This is a genomic window from Mycolicibacterium sp. MU0053, assembly GCF_963378095.1.
In the GTDB taxonomy this organism is placed as follows: domain Bacteria; phylum Actinomycetota; class Actinomycetes; order Mycobacteriales; family Mycobacteriaceae; genus Mycobacterium; species Mycobacterium burgundiense.
In genome coordinates, this window is the sequence record NZ_OY726397.1 from 1634719 (window position 1) to 1651067 (window position 16349).

The window sequence follows — 16349 nt, forward strand, 5'->3', positions numbered from 1 at the left end:
GCGCGGTCACCGCCGTCGTCGCGGAGCGGCCGAGCACCAGAACGACACCCTGGTCGGGCCGCTCGGCCGACTCGCCAGCGACTCCGAGCGAGGGGGTGGAATCCGTTTGAGCGCCTCCACCGCAGCCGCGACGCGGCCCCGGGGCGCGCTCGGCCTGATGTTCGACCGGGTGTTCGGGACGCTGTTCTGGGGCAAGGTCCTCTCCGTTGTCGGAGTCTGGACGCACGGCATCGTCGCCGCGATCGTGATGTACGACGCCACGGGTTCGGCGCTGATGGTCGGTCTGGTCGGCGTGGTGCAGTTCGCCCCGCAGCTGATCCTGAGCCCCATCACCGGAAAGTGGGCCGACCTGGGCAATCCGGGCCGGCAGATCCTGCTCGGCCGGGTGTTCTGCGTGGCAGGTTCGGCCTCGATCGCGGTGTGGTTCGCGATCACTCCGGACTTGGAGAGCGGCCGTGCCGCGGCCGCGATCCTGCTCGGGACGCTGCTGGTGGGCATCGGCTTCGTGATCGGCGGCCCGGCCATGCAGTCGATTGTGCCCAGCCTGATCCGCCCGGGTGAGCTGTCCACCGCGATGGCGCTCAACAGCATCCCGATGACCGTCGGCCGGGTGGCCGGGCCCGCGGTCGGAGCGTACTTCGCGGCGCACCTGGGGGCCTCGGCGGCGTTCGCGTTCAGCGCCAGCCTGCACTTGATCTTCGCGATTTTTCTTGTCCTGATTCGCTTTCCGGCCCCGCCCGTGCGGCGCCCGAACACCGATTACCGGGTGCGCGCGGCGCTGCGCTACGTCTGGCGCGACCGGCCACTGCTGCTGGCACTGCTGGCGGTGGCCACGGTCGGATTCGCCGCGGACCCGTCGATCACCCTGACCCCGGTGATGGCCGATGCGCTCGGCGGCGGGGCCCAGCTGGTCGGCACCCTGTCGGCGGCCTTCGGCATCGGCGCGGCCGTCAGCATGGTCGTGTTGGCGGTCCTGCGCGGCCGGGTGGTTTCGGCGTGGGTGTCCTCGATCGGGCTGGGCCTGCTCGGGGCGGGATCGGCGCTGCTGGCCGTCGGCAGCGGCACCACCGCGGCGGTGGCCGGGTTCGCGGTGGCCGGTCTGGGCTTCGGGTGGGCGATGACGGGATTGAGCACCGTCGTGCAGGAGCGCGCGCCCGATGAGTTGCGCGGCCGGATCATGGCGTTGTGGCTGGTGGGCTTCCTGGGCTCCCGACCGTTTGCGGCGGCGATCCTGGGCGGCGCCGCGGACTGGCTCAGTGTGCAGGTCGCGTTCGTCATCGCCGCTGCTGCCGTGGGAGCCGTGGCGGTGTTGGCCCGGCCCAGCACGCTGGCGGGCCCGATGCCGGCCCGAAACGACGAAACTCGGCCGGTTCGACGAGCGGTGTAGTTCCGCGAGGAGGAGGCCGGGCGACGACGAGATCGGCCGGTTCGACGAGCGGTGTAGTTCCGCGAGGAAGAGGCCGGGCAAAGAAGAAATCGGGCCGCATGCGACCCGATCTCGGTGAACTGTGCGCCGTCAGGGTTTCGAACCCCGGACCCGCTGATTAAGAGTCAGCTGCTCTACCAACTGAGCTAACGGCGCGTTTGGTGCGTGAGCGACAATAACAGGCGAAACCGCGCGACACGAAATCACCACCCCCGGTCGGTATGCTCGGGGAAGCGACGGCGTGGTCGCGAGGGGCCTCAGTTGCCCTTAGACTATTGCCAAGATTTCGTGTGATCCCCGGTTGTGAGGTGTGCGTAAGTATGTGGCAGGTCCGTTCTGTGGCCCGTCCGCGTGGTTTTCGGTCCTGGTTGGCGGTCCTGCTGCTGATCCCGGCCGTCATCCTGGGAGTCAGCGCGTGTGGTGCCACCACCGATTCCGCGTCCGAACAGCGCATCGCCGACAAGGGCACCCCGTTCGGCGACCTGTTGGTGCCGCGGGTAACCGCCTCGTTCAGCGACGGGGCGGTCGGCGTCCCGGTCGACAAGCCCGTGACCATCACCGCCTCGGCCGGTGTGCTCGACTCCGTGGTGATGACCAACGAGAGCGGCACCGTGGTGGCCGGTAAGTTGAGCTCCGACGGTTTGACCTGGGAGACCGCCGAGCCGCTCGGCTTCAACAAGACCTACACCGTCAACGCGCGCTCGCTGGGACTCGGTGGTGTGACCACCCGTCAGCTCAGCTTCGAGACGCACTCGCCCGAGAACCAGACGATGCCCTACCTGATGCCCAACGACGGGCAGACCGTGGGCGTGGGACAGCCGATCGCAATCCGGTTCGACGAGAACATCCCGAACCGGGTGGCCGCCGAGCGGGCCATCAAGGTCACCACGAAGCCGGCCGTCGACGGCGCCTTCTATTGGCTCAACAACCGTGAAGTCCGTTGGCGCCCAGCCCAATACTGGAAGCCCGGCACCACCGTGGAGGTGGCGGTCAACACCTACGGCGTCGACCTCGGTGACGGTCTGTTCGGCCAGGGCAACGCCAACTCGACGTTCACGATCGGCGACGAGGTCATTTCCACCGTCGACGACAACACCAAGACGTTGACCGTCCGGGTCAACGGCGAGGTGGTCAAGACCATGCCCATCTCGATGGGAAAGAACTCGACCCCGACACCCAACGGGGTGTACATCATCGGTGACCGCTACGAGGAGTTGGTGATGGATTCCTCGACGTACGGGGTCCCGGTCAACTCGCCGAATGGCTATCGCACCGAGGTCGACTTCGCGACCCAGATGTCCTACAGCGGCATCTACGTCCACGGGGCACCGTGGTCGGTGGGCAGCCAGGGCTACGACAACGTCAGCCACGGCTGCATCAACGTGACCACCAGCAACGCGCAGTGGTTCTACAACAACAGCAAGCGCGGCGACATCGTCGAGGTGGTCAACAGCGTTGGCTCCACGCTGCCCGGCACGGACGGACTGGGCGACTGGAACATCCCGTGGAAGCAGTGGCAGGCGGGTAACTCCAGCGCGTGATCGGGACGCTCAACACCCGCGGTTGACCCGCCGCGACACCAACCCACGCCACCGGGCGCGCGGGTTACCGGTACTTCGACGCGCGCTCGTGGCGTGTTGCATCAGCCGGGGCAAGCTACGCTGACCCCGGAATCAACGGCAAGGAAAAGTGCATATGGTCAGGAAATTGTCCGATTTGGCGATACTCGCCGAGCTGGAGCCGATTGCGGAGAGCAATCTCAACCGGCATCTGTCGGTGACCACGGACTGGAATCCACACGACTATGTGCCATGGGATCGTGGCCGCGGCTACGCGGGCGCAGGCGGCAAGGCGTGGTCCGAGGAGGAGTCGCAACTCAGTGCGGTCGCCCAGGCCGCGATGATCACCAACCTCCTCACCGAGGACAACCTGCCGTCCTACCACCGTCAGGCCGGCGCGTACTTCTCGCTGGATGACGCCTGGGGTACCTGGGTGGGTCGGTGGACCGCCGAGGAGAACCGGCACGGCATCGTGCTGCGGGACTACCTGCTGGTGGCCCGCGGTGTCGACCCGGTAGCGCTGGAGCGGGCCCGCATGGAGCACGTCACGAACGGCTTCGGGCCCACCGCCGAGGAGGAGGAGCGCCACAAGACGGACTTCCTGCTGTCCATCGCCTACGTGACGTTCCAGGAGCTCGCCACCCGCGTCAGTCACCGCAACACGGGCAGGGTGTGCAACGACCCGGTCGCCGATCGGCTGCTGCAGCGGGTCGCGGCCGACGAAAACCTCCACATGATTTTCTATCGGAACATGTGCGCCGCGGCCATCGACCTGGTCCCCGATCAGGCCCTGGAGGCCGTTGCGAGCGTCGTGGAGAACTTCCGGATGCCCGGCCAGGGCATGCCGAACTTCCGCCGCAACGGCGTGATGATGGCCAAGCACGGCATCTACGACCCGCGCCAGCATCTCGACGACGTGGTCAAGCCCGTGCTGCGGCAGTGGCGGATCTTCGAACGCACAGACTTCTCGGCCGAGGGTGAACAACGCCGGGAGCAGCTCGCGGCCCACCTCGAAGACCTGCAGCGGCAGGTGTTCAAGTTCGAGGAACAGCGCGACCGGTTGCTCGCCCGTGAGGCGCGGAAGCTGGAAGCCCAAGCCGTCTAACGGTTTCGCGGCATCGGCGTATATCGGCCGCCGAGAGCCGCATGTCATACTTCTCCAGATAGGCGATGACGATGTAGGAAGCCGGTGCGAATCCGGCGCGGTCCCGCCACTGTCATCGGGGAGCGACCCTCAACCGCCACGGCTGCGAGCCGGAAGGCGAGGCGAGCTGTGATCCGAGAGCCAGGACACTCGCGTCGTCGCATCCTGCTACCCGGGGCGGTGCACCCCGAGAAAGCCGATGAGCGCCAGTGTCATCCGATACCTGGTGCGGTCGATGACCGCGCCCATCTACATGTCCTCGCCGCCCGAAGTCTGGTCGGCGCTGTTGTCCGCGGGGCCGGGGCCGGGTCCATTGCTGGCCGCCGGCGGCGCGTGGAGCGCCTTGAGCGCCGAATACGCCGAGGCCGCAACTGAGCTGACAACGGTGCTGTCCGACGCCCATGCCGGCGCGTGGGAAGGGCCGAGCGCCACCGCGTACGTCGGTGCGCATGCCCCGTTTGTGACGTGGCTGCTGCAGCAGAATGCCGAGAGCGCGCTACGCGCGACGCAGCACGAAACTGCCGCCGCGGCGTACAGCACCGCGCTGGCCGTGATGCCGACGCTGGGGGAGTTGGCCGCCAACCATGCCACCCGCGCGGCTTTGGTGAGCACCAACTTCTTCGGCATCAACACCATCGCGATAGCCCTGAACGAGGCCGACTACGTGCGGATGTGGGTGCAGGCCGCCACGGCGATGGCCACCTACGACGGCGTCGCGACGTCGGCACTGGCGGCCTCACCGGAAAGCGTTGCGGCACCGCAGATTCTGCGATCTATCCCGGTGACATCCGCGCGTTCATCGGCGCTGGCCGCTTCCGAACCGCCGCCCGACAAGCAGAACGAATATCTGGATTGGTTCGATCAGATCGGGTATTCCGACTTTTACAACGAGGTTCTGGATCCGCTGATCCAAGGGCTGTACAACGATCCGTTCTTCGCCGACTTGTTTGCCGGCATCGATCCGTACCTGCCTTGGACCGGTAATCCGCTGAGCTTCTTCAGCCCCTACAACCTCGCCTTCGCGCTCGGCTATCCGATGGACATCTCGCAATACGCGCTCTACCTGTCCCAAACCGCCAGCTTCGTCGCGGCGGACATCGGCCTGGCCTTCGCCTCGGGCAATCCGACGGCCATCGCCTACACGCTGCTCTTCGGTGCCGGGGCCATGTTCGTCGCGATCACCACCGATACCATCGCGCTGCTCAAGACGACGCTGCCGCAGGTGCTGCTCGCGGTCCTGCCGGCGCTGCTGCCGATCGTGGCCGCGGCAATGGCCACCGCACCGTTTGCCGCCGGCGGCCTGCTGGGCGCGGCCGCCCTTTCGGGGCTGGAGAACGCCGTACCTGCGGTACCCGCCTCTCCTCCCGTACCCCCGCCCACCGCCCTGGTGCCGACTTCCAGCCCAGCCTCTACGCCGGCGTCGTCACCCACCTCGACCCCGGCTCCGTCGGCTCCGGCACCCGCGCCTACCACCGCCACCGGGGCCCCGCCGCCCACAGCCTCACCGCCGACGCTGGGGAACATGGCCGCCTTCGGTTACCTCGTCGGCGGTGTGGCCGCCGACGCCCGAAACAAGACCAGCACCAGGGCTCGTCGGAAGACCGCCGAACCCGGGGACGACGAACTCCCGGACGAAGCGGCGGCGGCCGACGAAGACCAGCAGCGTCGGGCCCACACCCACCAGCTCGGCCGGGGCTACGAGTACCTCGACCCCGAATCCGGAGCGACGCCGTCGGAACGCGGCGCCGGTCCGATGGGATTGGGCGGTACCACGCCGCGCAAGACCGGCGCCCAGCCCGCCGGGTTGACGGCGCTGGCCGCCGACTCGTTCGGCACCACCGCGATGACGCCCCTGCTGCCGAGCACCTGGGGCGACCAACGCGGCTGACGCGGCACGCCGGTAGCTGAAAGAACACTGCCCCGCCTGCGGCTTGCAGGCGGGGCAGTGCTCATCTCGGGGTGGCTGACGGGGCTCGAACCCGCGACTTCCAGGATCACAACCTGGTGCTCTACCAGCTGAACTACAGCCACCATTGCGGCCCGGTCGGGACGAACCCGGTCAGGCAGCGTGGTCGATCTTAGCCGGTCGGATCCGCTGTCGCCGAATCGGTTTCCCTTGGCGGCCCCAGTTCGGCCGCAATTGCCGCGATATCGCTGGTAGACGGACCGGGCTGGGGCACGAACGCGGTGCTGCGGTAGTACTTCAGCTCCCGAATCGACTCGTGGATGTCGGCCAGCGCGCGGTGCGCCAGACCCTTCTCCGGCTGGCCGAAGTAGATCCGCGGGTACCAGCGTCGGCACAGTTCCTTGATGGAGCTGACGTCGATCATCCGGTAGTGCAGGTAGTCGTCGAGGGCGGGCATGTCCCGGGCGATGAAGCCGCGGTCGGTGGCAATCGAGTTGCCGCACAGCGGAGCCGTCTTGGCCTGCTTCACATGCTGTTTGATGTAGTCGAGGACCATCTTCTCGGCGGTGGCCAGATCGACGGTGGAGGCCCTGACCTCGTCGATCAGTCCGGACCTGGTGTGCATCTGGGTGACGATGTCGATCATCCCGGTCAGCGCATCCTCATCGGTGTGGATCACCACATCGAGGCCGTCGCCGAGCACGTTGAGCTCGGCGTCGGTGATCAGCACGGCAATCTCGATGAGCCGATCCGACTGCAGATTCAGCCCCGTCATCTCGCAATCGATCCACACCAATTCGTCACGCACAGCGAACAACGATAGGCCCACAGCGCCGCGCGGCTGCGACGTGGACCCCTGACAGGCCGTCCGGGGCCGTGGTTCGCCAAGTAGTGTCGTGGGTTGCTGGGCCCGGATAAGTGGCGAGAGGATTTCGGCTGTGAGCACCCCACCGACCGGTTCGACGAGCGGCGTAGTTCCGCGAGGAAGTGCGATGACCCCCGCGCAACACATTGCCGGGGGCTATGCCGTCGACGGCGCGGCTCTCGAACTGGGCTCGGTGATCGTCGACGGCACCGTCGACCCGAAGGCGCGGGTCCGGATCCCGCTGGCGACGCTGAACCGGCACGGCCTGGTCGCCGGCGCCACCGGCACCGGCAAGACCAAATCGCTGCAGGTGATGGCCGAGCAGCTGTCGGCCGCCGGGGTGCCGGTGCTGATGGCCGACGTCAAGGGCGACCTGTCCGGGCTGTCCCGGCCGGGTGCGACGGGGGAGAAGGTGACCCAGCGCGCCGCCGACACGGGCGACGACTGGACACCGACGCAGTTCCCGGTGGAGTTTCTGTCGCTGGGCACCTCCGGCATCGGGGTGCCCATCCGTGCCACCATCACCAGCTTCGGTCCCATCTTGTTGTCAAAGGTGTTGGGCCTGAACCAAACCCAGGAATCGACGCTGGGCTTGATCTTTCACTGGGCCGACCAGAAGGGTTTGCCGCTGCTGGACCTCAAGGATCTGCGTGCGGTCATCCAGTACCTGACCGGCGACGAGGGCAAGGCCGAGCGCAAGGCGCTGGGTGCGGTGTCGACCACCACCGCCGGGGTGATTTTGCGCGCCCTGGTCAACCTCGAGGCCGAGGGCGCCGACACGTTCTTCGGTGAGCCGGAGCTCGATCCCGCGGACCTGATGCGGCTGGACGCGCAGGGCCGCGGCATCGTCACGCTGCTGGAGTTGGGGAACCAGGCCACCCGCCCGGTGATGTTCTCCACCTTCCTGATGTGGGTGCTCGCCGACCTGTTCACCTTCCTGCCCGAGGTCGGCGACATCGACAAACCCAAGCTGGTGTTCGTCTTCGACGAGGCGCACCTGCTGTTCAACGACGCCTCCAAGGCGTTCCTCGAGCAGGTCGAACAGACCGTCAAGCTGATCCGTTCCAAGGGCGTCGGCGTCTTCTTCTGCACCCAGTTGCCCACCGACATCCCCAACGCCGTGCTGTCACAGCTCGGGGCCCGGGTCCAGCACGCGTTGCGCGCGTTCACCCCCGATGACCAAAAGGCGCTGTCGAAGACCGTGCGCACCTATCCCAAGACCGAGGTGTACGACCTCGAGGAGGCGCTGAAGTCGTTGGGAATCGGAGAGGCGATCGTCACGGTGCTCTCGGAGAAGGGCGCGCCGACGCCGGTGGCCTGGACCATGATGCGGGCACCGCGCTCGCTGATGGACACCATCGGCACCGACGCCATTGCCGCGGCCGCCAAGGCCAGCCCGCTGCAGGCCGAGTACGGCCAGACGGTGGACCGGGACTCGGCCTATGAACGGTTGATGGCGACCATCGCCCCGCCGGCCGCCGCGGATGAGCTGCCCGTGCCGACCGGAATCGAGATCCCGCCGATGCCCGCCCCGACCGCGCCGCCGGAGCCCGGTTTCATGGAGAAGATGATGGACAGCCCGGCTTTCAAGAGCGCGATGCGCTCCGCGGGCACCGTGATCGGCCGCGAGATCACCCGCAGCATCTTCGGCACCGGGCGCCGCCGCCGGCGCTAGCCGGCGCTACTCGCCGCCCAACTTCTTGTACACCGCACCGACAATCGGTGCGACGATGCCGCGCGGGGCGTACCCGGCGGCCACCGACATCGCCTTCGAGGTCAGGCCCGGCACGACCCGCATCCGGTTGCGCTCCAGCGCGTCGAGCGACACCTTCGCGGTGTATTCGGTGTTGATCCACAGGAAGTCGGGGATCACCTTCTCGACCAGCGAGCGTTCCGAGGGGTCGGGCAGGTCGGTGCGTACCGGCCCCGGTGCCAGCACGGTCACGTGCACACCGGCCGTCTTCAATTCGCCGCGTAGCGATTCGCTGAACGTGTTGGCGAACGCCTTGCTGGCGGCATAGGTGGCGTTGTTCGGAATCGGCGAGTTGCCCGCGGCCGACCCCGAGGTGAGGATCCCGCCGCCGCCGCGCTCGATCATCCCGGGGAGCACGGCAAGGGTGAGGTCATGCACCGCAATCACATTGAGCTGCACCTGGGCCTGTTCGTCGGCGGGGTCCAGGTCGGCGACCGGCCCGAACGTGGCGGTGCCGGCGTTGTTGCACAGAATCGAGATGTTGCGGCTGCGCAGCTCGTCGGCCAAGGTGGCGCGATCCTCGGCATCGGTGAGGTCCACCGCACGCACCTCGACCACCACCCCGTGGCGCTCGGTGAGGCGGGCGGCCAGGTCGGCGAGCACCTCTTCGCGCCGGGCCGTGATGATCAGGCTGTGTCCGCGGGCGGCAAGTTCGGCGGCCAGGGCCTCGCCGATGCCCTGTGAGGCACCGGTGACGACAGCGCGGGCATCCGGACTGGGAGAGGGTACGGGCATGCGGTCATGGTACGAGGGGCGGGACCGGTCCGCGGACGCGGCCGGGAGCCGTAGAGTGCCGGACATGACCCAGGCGCCGGCCTTGACGAAATCGCGGGTTGCGGCCTGGGCGCTGTGGGATTGCGGCTTCGTCGGCCTGAATGCGATCGTCGTGACCTTTGTGTTCTCGGTGTACCTGACCGAGTCGGTGGGCGAGGGGATGCCCGGCGGTGCGTCGCCGGCGAGCTGGCTCGGGCGCGCGCTGACCATCGCCGGCCTGACCGTCGCCGTGCTGGCGCCGGTGACCGGGGTGTGGGTGCAGGCCCCGCATATGCGACGCCGCGCACTGACGGTGCTCACCGGTCTGGCGGTGCTGTTGACCGCGTCGATGAGCATGATCCGCGACGACTCGTCCTATCTGTTCGCGGGCCTGGCGCTGTTGGCCGCGACCGCGGCGTGCGGCGACCTCGCCGGCGTGCCGTACAACGCGATGCTGCGACAGCTCTCGACGCCGGCCACCTCCGGGCGGATATCCGGATTCGGTTCGGGCGCCGGGTATCTGGGCAGCGTGCTGCTGTTGATCATCGTGTACGTCGGATTCATCATGGGCGACGGACCCACCCGCGGACTGCTGGGGCTGTCGGTCGACGACGGGTTCAACGTGCGCATGGTGATGCTGGTCGCCGCGGCCTGGTTCGCGCTGTTCGCGCTGCCGTTGCTGCTGACCGCGCAGCACATCACGCCCGCCATCGTGGCACCGCATGAGCCCGTCAGCATGCTCGGCGCGTACCGCCGGGTGTGGGCCGATCTGAAGCTGGAGTGGCAGCGCGACCGCAACCTGGTCTACTACCTGCTGGCCAGCGCCGTCTTCCGCGACGGACTCGTCGGTGTCTTCACCTTCGGCGCGGTGCTCGGCGTCAAGGTGTACGGCATCTCACCCGCCGACGTGCTGCTCTTCGGGATGGCCGCGCTGGTGATCGCGGCCTCCGGCGCGGTGCTGGGCGGGCACGTGGATGACCGGGTGGGTTCCAAACCCGTCATCGTGGGATCGCTGTCCGTCATGGTCGTCGTGGGCCTGGTGATGCTCATACTGTCGGGGCCGACGGTCTTCTGGGTCTGCGGGCTGATGCTATGCCTGTTCCTCGGACCGACCCAGGCCGCGGCGCGCAACCTGCTGCTGCGGATGTCCGCGGACGGGCGCGAGGGCGTGGCCTTCGGTCTCTACACGATGACGGGCCGCGCCGTGTCATTCCTCGCGCCGTGGCTGTTCTTCCTGTTCGTGGACGCCTTCGGCACCGACCGCGCCGGACTCGGCGGCATTCTGGTGGTGCTGACGGCCGGTCTCGCCGCGATGCTGTTCGTGCGCACCCCCGGCCGCTACCGGACCGACGCACCCGAGGCCAAGCCTGCCGCACTCGAGGGTTAGCTACCGCACGCCCGCGCACATCGTGATGCCCGAACCGGTGCGCTGCTGCACCCGTTCGCCGTCGACGCTCACCGAACATGTCACGTCCCGGCCCACGTTGAACACCGTCACGCTGGCGGTGCTCGATGCCGGCGAGGACAGCGTGACCTGCTTGCTCCACGGCAACGCCACGTTGAACTCCATCTGCATCATGGCGCCGGAATCGACGTAGGTGATGCTGATGGCCCGGCCTTCGCCGGTGACGCTGTAGGTCACGGTCTCGGTGGCGCCCGACGGCGGCGCGGACGGCGTCGTGGTGGGCGATTCCGAGGGTGTGCTCGGGGGGAACAGCGGTCGGGTGGTGGTGCTCGGCGCCCGCGTCGTCGTCGGCGGGGCGATCCCCGTGGGCTCCGGCATCGGCGGCAGCGGTGCCACCGCGGTTTCGCGCTCGGAGGAACCACCGGCGATCACCATCGCGACCACCAGGCCGATCACCAGCAGGACGGCGGCGCCGGCGAGAAACCACAGCCAGCGCGGTGAGCGCGGCGGTTCCGGCGGCGGTGCGGGGGGCGGGGGTCCGCCCGGGGTCTCATACTGCGTCTGCGTCCAGTACGGGGGCAGCTCGCGGGTGGCGTCCGTCGGCGGGTTGTAACTGGGGTAACTGAACTGACCCGCGTACGCGGGATCGGTGTACGGGGGGTTCCGGTCACCCAGCGGCTCGGTCGGGGGTGACCAGCCGGCTTGGTTCGGGTCGGACCCATAGGGTCGACGGGGATCGCTCATGCCCACCTCATGATTGCAGGTTACCTGCGGAGCCGAAGTTGCCGGGCGCCATGTCGGATCTGAGCGGCGTCCACTGTTTTGCGGAGCCGGTACGCGGGTAGCGTGCGGGACGGGTGGGGCGGCAGGCGGAGGTAGAAGGGATGGCGGTGCGGGCGCAGGTGCGCGCGATCTACGGCGCGTCGCTGTCCCCGGATGCGACGGCGTTCGCCCACATCGTCGACGACGGCGGCTACCCCCGTGCGGTGCAGCGGTTCCTGCGCGGCTGGCGGGCCAGCTCCTCGCGCGATGTCGAACTGCCCGTCGACGGTCCCGTCACCCGCGTGCTGCATTCCGCCGACGGACATTGGCTGGCCTGCGAGGTGGCGCCCGACGGCCGGGAGCGGACCCAGATCTGGGTGGTGACCACCGATCCCGACGACCGCGACGCGCGTCGCATCGACGCCTGGAGCACCCAGACCGACGACAGCCGAGGCGGCACCGCGGAGCTGGTCGGATGGGACGGCACCCGGGTGGCCGCCATTCTGACCGGCGAAGACGGCGTCGGACAGTCGTGTCTGATCGACCCCGCCACCGGGGCGCGGGTGGTCCTGGACCGCCGCTCGGCGGGCCGGCTGGTGGACTCCTGGGCCAACGCCGCGCTGATCCGAGTCGGCCCCCGCGGCTACCGAGAACTGCTGATGTTGCGCGGCGGCACCGAAATCGCGCTGCTGCCCTACGATCCCGGCTCCGTCACCGATGCGGGTGTCATCCTCGACGATCATGCGCCGCGGCGGTTGCGGCATGGTTCCGACAGCGAAGCCACCAAGCTGTACTACCCGGCCAAGCAGTACGGGCCCGACAGCACAGCCGGTTTCGTGCGGGCGTTGATCCGCAGCGACAACGGCACCGGCCATGCGCGCCTGCTCGAAGTCACGGTGACCGCCGACGGCGTCTCCTATCAGGTGATCGCCGAGCGGCCCGGATTCGAACTCGACGAGTTCGTCATCAGCGATGATCTGTCGACCGTGGCGCTGCTGTGGAATCTCTACGGCTGCAGCGAACTTCAGATCATGCGCTACACCGACCGGGTGCTCGGCGACCCGATCCCGCTGCCCGGCCTGGTCGCCAGCCAGTTGTCCATCAGTGCCGGCGGCGCGATGGTGGCGATGACGGTGGAAAGTCCGTCCCAGCCCCGCACCGTGGAACTGGTGGACACCCACACGTTGGAGTGGGAGCCGGTGGATCGGGTGCCGATGTCGGGCCCCGTCGGCACCACGCCGACGTTGGAAACGCTGACCGCCCGGGACGGGCTGACGCTGACCGGCTGGCGCTATGCGCCCCCGCCGGGCGTGCACGACGCCGGGGCGCTGATCTATCTGCACGGCGGGCCGGAGGGGCAGTCCCGGCCCGATTACAGCGAGGTCTTTCCGCCGCTGCTGGACGCCGGCATCACGGTGTTCGCTCCCAATGTGCGGGGGTCCGGGGGCCTGGGCCGGGAATTCATGCACGCCGACGATCGCGAGAAGCGGTTCGCCGCGATTGACGACGTCGCCGACTGCGTGAAATACCTGATCTCGTGCGGGTACGCCGATCCGTCCCGGATTGCCTGCGGCGGCTGGTCCTACGGCGGCTACCTGACCTTGGCCGCGCTGACCTTTCACCCCGAACTGTTCGCCGCGGGCGTGAGTATTTGCGGGATGAGCGATCTGAACAGTTTCTACCGCAATACTGAGGCCTGGATTGCGGCCGCAGCTTATCCGAAGTACGGCCATCCCGTCAGTGATTACGAATTGCTGGAGAGTCTTTCTCCGCTGTCCCGGGTCGATGCGCTGACCGCGCCACTGCTGCTGGTGCACGGCGGGAATGACACCAATGTTCCGGTCATCGAGTCCGAACAGATGTATGAGGCGCTGCGCGAGCGCGGCCGTCCCGTGCGCTATCTGCTCTTCGAGGATGACGGCCATGAGATCGCCAAGCGGGAGAACCGCGCGCGGATGGCCGAGGCTGTGCGGAACTGGTTGGGGGCGGCGTTCTCGCGGCCTCCCGGTGCCTAGTACAGCGGCTATGACGAAATTGTGATGTTTGAGGATTTGTCGGTCGGGTAAACCTGTGTCCGCCAGTTAGTGCGGGATCGGACGGAGGGATCACATGCGATTGCTCACCGTTGTAGCAGTGGTTTGGATGTTGATCGGAGCATTCGCGACCTTCCAGCGCGGGTATTTCGAAAGCAGCGACACCAATTGCGCGACTGCGGGAACTATTGCGTTGACGGTTATCGCTGGGCCATTGAACTATGCCGGCGTCAACCCGAAAGTAGAGGATTGCAGATTGCCGCAACCCAGCCAGTAATCGGTTACATTAAACAACACACCTATCGAATGGAGTTGCCATGATTGTCCTCGGCATTATTTTGCTCATCCTCGGATACGTCTTACATATCAGCATTCTGACCACCATCGGGATCATCCTGCTGGTGATCGGCGCCGTGCTGTGGATCCTGGGTGCGGTCGGTCGCCCGGTGGGTGGTCGAAAGTATTGGTATTAAGTCCCGCGTAGCGCAGCGAGCGTCATAGCCCGCAGCACTGCTCTGGAGCGCAAGCCGGCCGGTTTCCCACCGGCCGGCTTTGTGCTGTACGGAGTCGAGTTCATCAGCCCGAACGCCGCGTGGGCCATCAGCCGGGCATCGGCCTCGTCGAGCGCCGGGTCCAGCTCACGCAGCACTCGAACCCAGATCTCGACGTATTGCCGTTGGCTGCGGCGCACCTGCCGGGTGGCGGCGGCCGGCAGATGAATCAGGTCGCGGTCCTGGATCCGGATCAAATCGGGTTCGCCGAAGGTGAAGTCCAGGTGGAAGTCGATGAGCCCGTCGAGCGCCGCCACGGGATCGCAGGCCGCGGCGACCACCGCCCGTCCGCCGGCCAACAGGCGGGTGCTGATCTCCACCAGCAGTTCCACCAGCAGCGCTTCTTTGTTGGGGAAGTGACGGTAGATGGCCGGTCCGCTGACGTCGGCGGCCGCGCCGATGTCCTCGAGACGCACGGCCAGGAATCCACGTTCGGCGAACTGGCGCTCCGCGGCCGCCAGCAGCTGGGATCGCCGGTCGGACTTCAACCGGGAGCGGTGGCTGGTGGCCGCAGGCTCCTGCTCCTGTGCTGGGGGCACCGGCATCGCAGCCTCCTGGAGCGCGTCTAGACGTTTGAGTTAATCACGACTAACATACCATCAGTTAGTCGTCATTAACTCAATTGATGGGATGCCCCATGACATCCGCGACGTCACACCGCGACGAGCACCTTGCATTGGTGGCACAGCTGCGTTCCAAGCTGGCCGCCGTCGCACTGGGTGGTTCCCAGCGCACCCGAGACCGTCATGTCGAGCGCGGCAAACTGCTGCCACGCGACCGCGTCGACGGCCTGCTGGACCCCGGCAGCCCGCTGCTGGAGATCGCGCCGCTGGCCGCCGACGGCATGTACGACGACGAATCGCCGGGCGCCGGGATGATCGCCGGGATCGGCCGGGTCTCGGGCCGGGACTGCATGATCGTGGCCAACGACGCCACGGTCAAGGGCGGCACGTACTACCCGATCACGGTCAAGAAGCACCTGCGGGCCCAAGAGATCGCGTTGGAGAACCGGCTGCCCTGCCTCTATCTCGTCGACTCCGGCGGCGCGTTCCTGCCGCGTCAGGATGAAGTGTTCCCCGACCGGGACCACTTCGGCCGCATCTTCTACAACCAGGCGACCATGAGTGCGGCCGGCATCGCCCAGATCGCCGCGGTGCTCGGCTCGTGCACCGCCGGCGGCGCCTACGTCCCGGCCATGAGCGACGAGGCCGTGATCGTCCGCAACCAGGGCACCATCTTCCTCGGCGGCCCGCCGCTGGTGAAGGCCGCGACCGGTGAGGTGGTGACTGCCGAGGACCTCGGCGGCGGCGACCTGCACTCGAAGGTTTCCGGGGTCACCGACCACCTCGCCCACGACGACCGCGACGCGCTGCGCATCGTGCGCCGAATCGTCTCGACGCTGGGACCGGTGTCGGCGCCACCCTGGGAGGTGCGGCCCACGGTGGCGCCGATCGCCGACCAGACCGAGCTGTACGACGTGGTGCCCACCGACTCCCGCGTGCCGTATGACGTGCGCGAGGTCATCACGCGGATTGTCGACGGCGGACAGTTCAGCGAGTTCAAGGCCGAATACGGCACCACGCTGGTCACCGGCTTCGCCCACATCCATGGCCATCCGGTCGGGATCGTCGCCAACAACGGCGTGCTGTTCGGCGAATCAGCGCTCAAGGGAGCACATTTCATCGAACTGTGCGACAAGCGCCTGGTACCGCTGATATTCCTGCAGAACATCTCCGGCTTCATGGTGGGCCGGGATTACGAAGCCGGCGGCATTGCCAAACACGGCGCCAAGATGGTGACCGCGGTGGCGTGCGCCCGGGTGCCCAAGCTCACCATGGTCATCGGGGGCTCCTACGGGGCCGGCAACTACTCGATGTGCGGCCGGGCCTATTCGCCGCGCTTCCTGTGGATGTGGCCCAACGCCCGGATCTCGGTGATGGGTGGGGAACAGGCCGCCTCGGTGCTGGCCACGGTAAGCGGCGACATGACCCCGGATGAGGAGGAGGCGTTCAAGGCGCCCATCACCGAGCAGTACGAGCATCAGGGCAATCCCTACTATTCGACCGCCCGACTCTGGGACGACGGGGTCATCGACCCCGCCGACACCAGAACCGTTCTAGGCTTGGCCCTTTCAGCCGTCGGTAACGCACCGGTCCAGCCGGTGTCCTACGGCGTATTCCGGATGTGAGACG

The 16349-nt window shown here is 67.6% G+C and carries 14 protein-coding genes, 2 tRNA genes and 1 riboswitch; of the genes, 10 read left to right on the forward strand and 6 right to left on the reverse strand.

Going from position 1 to position 16349, the window contains the following annotated elements:
* Nucleotides 1-106 precede the first annotated feature (106 nt).
* Nucleotides 107-1387, forward strand: a complete 1281-nt coding sequence (locus RCP80_RS07770; RefSeq protein WP_308481783.1) for an MFS transporter — start codon at nt 107-109, stop codon at nt 1385-1387.
* A 122-nt stretch (nt 1388-1509) separates the two neighbouring features.
* On the opposite strand, the gene RCP80_RS07775 is transcribed toward RCP80_RS07770, so the two are convergent.
* Nucleotides 1510-1582, reverse strand: a tRNA-Lys gene (locus RCP80_RS07775).
* 164 nt (nt 1583-1746) lie between these two features.
* Between RCP80_RS07775 and RCP80_RS07780 the strand changes: the two genes are divergently transcribed.
* The 3 genes from RCP80_RS07780 to RCP80_RS07790 all read left to right on the forward strand — a co-directional run bounded on the left by RCP80_RS07780 (nt 1747) and on the right by RCP80_RS07790 (nt 6017).
* A complete protein-coding gene (locus RCP80_RS07780) occupies nt 1747-2967 on the forward strand; it encodes a L,D-transpeptidase (protein ID WP_308481784.1) in 1221 nt (406 codons plus the stop codon).
* 154 nt (nt 2968-3121) lie between these two features.
* The gene (locus RCP80_RS07785) at nt 3122-4090 is read left to right on the forward strand and encodes an acyl-ACP desaturase (protein ID WP_308481785.1); all 969 of its coding nucleotides are present in this window, start codon (nt 3122-3124) and stop codon (nt 4088-4090) included.
* Nucleotides 4091-4140: 50 nt separating this feature from the next.
* Nucleotides 4141-4282, forward strand: a riboswitch (cobalamin riboswitch).
* Nucleotides 4283-4364: 82 nt separating this feature from the next.
* Entirely contained in the window at nt 4365-6017 is a 1653-nt protein-coding gene (locus RCP80_RS07790) for a PPE family protein (protein WP_373693511.1), read from the forward strand.
* A 70-nt stretch (nt 6018-6087) separates the two neighbouring features.
* Here RCP80_RS07790 and RCP80_RS07795 read toward each other — a convergent pair.
* Both RCP80_RS07795 and orn read right to left on the reverse strand, forming a co-directional pair.
* Nucleotides 6088-6160: transfer RNA gene (locus tag RCP80_RS07795), tRNA-His, on the reverse strand.
* A 47-nt stretch (nt 6161-6207) separates the two neighbouring features.
* On the reverse strand, nt 6208-6843 hold the full coding sequence (gene orn, locus RCP80_RS07800) for an oligoribonuclease (RefSeq protein ID WP_308481787.1): 636 nt from the start codon (nt 6841-6843) through the stop codon (nt 6208-6210).
* 184 nt (nt 6844-7027) lie between these two features.
* Between orn and RCP80_RS07805 the strand changes: the two genes are divergently transcribed.
* Nucleotides 7028-8575, forward strand: coding sequence for a helicase HerA-like domain-containing protein (locus tag RCP80_RS07805; RefSeq protein ID WP_308481788.1), 1548 nt, complete (start codon nt 7028-7030; stop codon nt 8573-8575).
* A gap of 6 nt (nt 8576-8581) precedes the next feature.
* On the opposite strand, the gene cmrA is transcribed toward RCP80_RS07805, so the two are convergent.
* Nucleotides 8582-9388 (reverse strand): mycolate reductase, encoded by an 807-nt coding sequence (cmrA, locus tag RCP80_RS07810; protein WP_308481789.1) that lies wholly within the window; start codon nt 9386-9388, stop codon nt 8582-8584.
* A gap of 64 nt (nt 9389-9452) precedes the next feature.
* On the opposite strand from cmrA, the gene RCP80_RS07815 reads away from it, so the two are divergent.
* Complete coding sequence (locus RCP80_RS07815) at nt 9453-10793, forward strand: MFS transporter (protein ID WP_308481790.1); 1341 nt, start codon at nt 9453-9455, stop codon at nt 10791-10793.
* On the opposite strand, the gene RCP80_RS07820 is transcribed toward RCP80_RS07815, so the two are convergent.
* Entirely contained in the window at nt 10794-11555 is a 762-nt protein-coding gene (locus RCP80_RS07820; protein WP_308481791.1) for an MmpS family transport accessory protein, read from the reverse strand. It lies immediately after the preceding gene.
* Nucleotides 11556-11695: 140 nt separating this feature from the next.
* Between RCP80_RS07820 and RCP80_RS07825 the strand changes: the two genes are divergently transcribed.
* The 3 genes from RCP80_RS07825 to RCP80_RS07835 all read left to right on the forward strand — a co-directional run bounded on the left by RCP80_RS07825 (nt 11696) and on the right by RCP80_RS07835 (nt 14079).
* The gene (locus RCP80_RS07825; RefSeq protein WP_308481792.1) at nt 11696-13588 is read left to right on the forward strand and encodes an alpha/beta hydrolase family protein; all 1893 of its coding nucleotides are present in this window, start codon (nt 11696-11698) and stop codon (nt 13586-13588) included.
* A 94-nt stretch (nt 13589-13682) separates the two neighbouring features.
* Entirely contained in the window at nt 13683-13883 is a 201-nt protein-coding gene (locus tag RCP80_RS07830) for a hypothetical protein (protein ID WP_308481793.1), read from the forward strand.
* 40 nt (nt 13884-13923) lie between these two features.
* Nucleotides 13924-14079, forward strand: coding sequence for a DUF6131 family protein (locus RCP80_RS07835; RefSeq protein ID WP_308481794.1), 156 nt, complete (start codon nt 13924-13926; stop codon nt 14077-14079).
* Here the strand turns inward: RCP80_RS07835 and RCP80_RS07840 are convergent.
* Nucleotides 14076-14702: an SACE_7040 family transcriptional regulator gene (locus RCP80_RS07840; protein WP_308481795.1), complete on the reverse strand. Its 627-nt coding sequence runs from the start codon at nt 14700-14702 to the stop codon at nt 14076-14078. The genes RCP80_RS07835 and RCP80_RS07840 overlap by 4 nt on opposite strands.
* A 92-nt stretch (nt 14703-14794) precedes the next feature.
* On the opposite strand from RCP80_RS07840, the gene RCP80_RS07845 reads away from it, so the two are divergent.
* Nucleotides 14795-16345 (forward strand): carboxyl transferase domain-containing protein, encoded by a 1551-nt coding sequence (locus tag RCP80_RS07845; RefSeq protein WP_308481796.1) that lies wholly within the window; start codon nt 14795-14797, stop codon nt 16343-16345.
* Nucleotides 16346-16349: the final 4 nt, after the last annotated feature.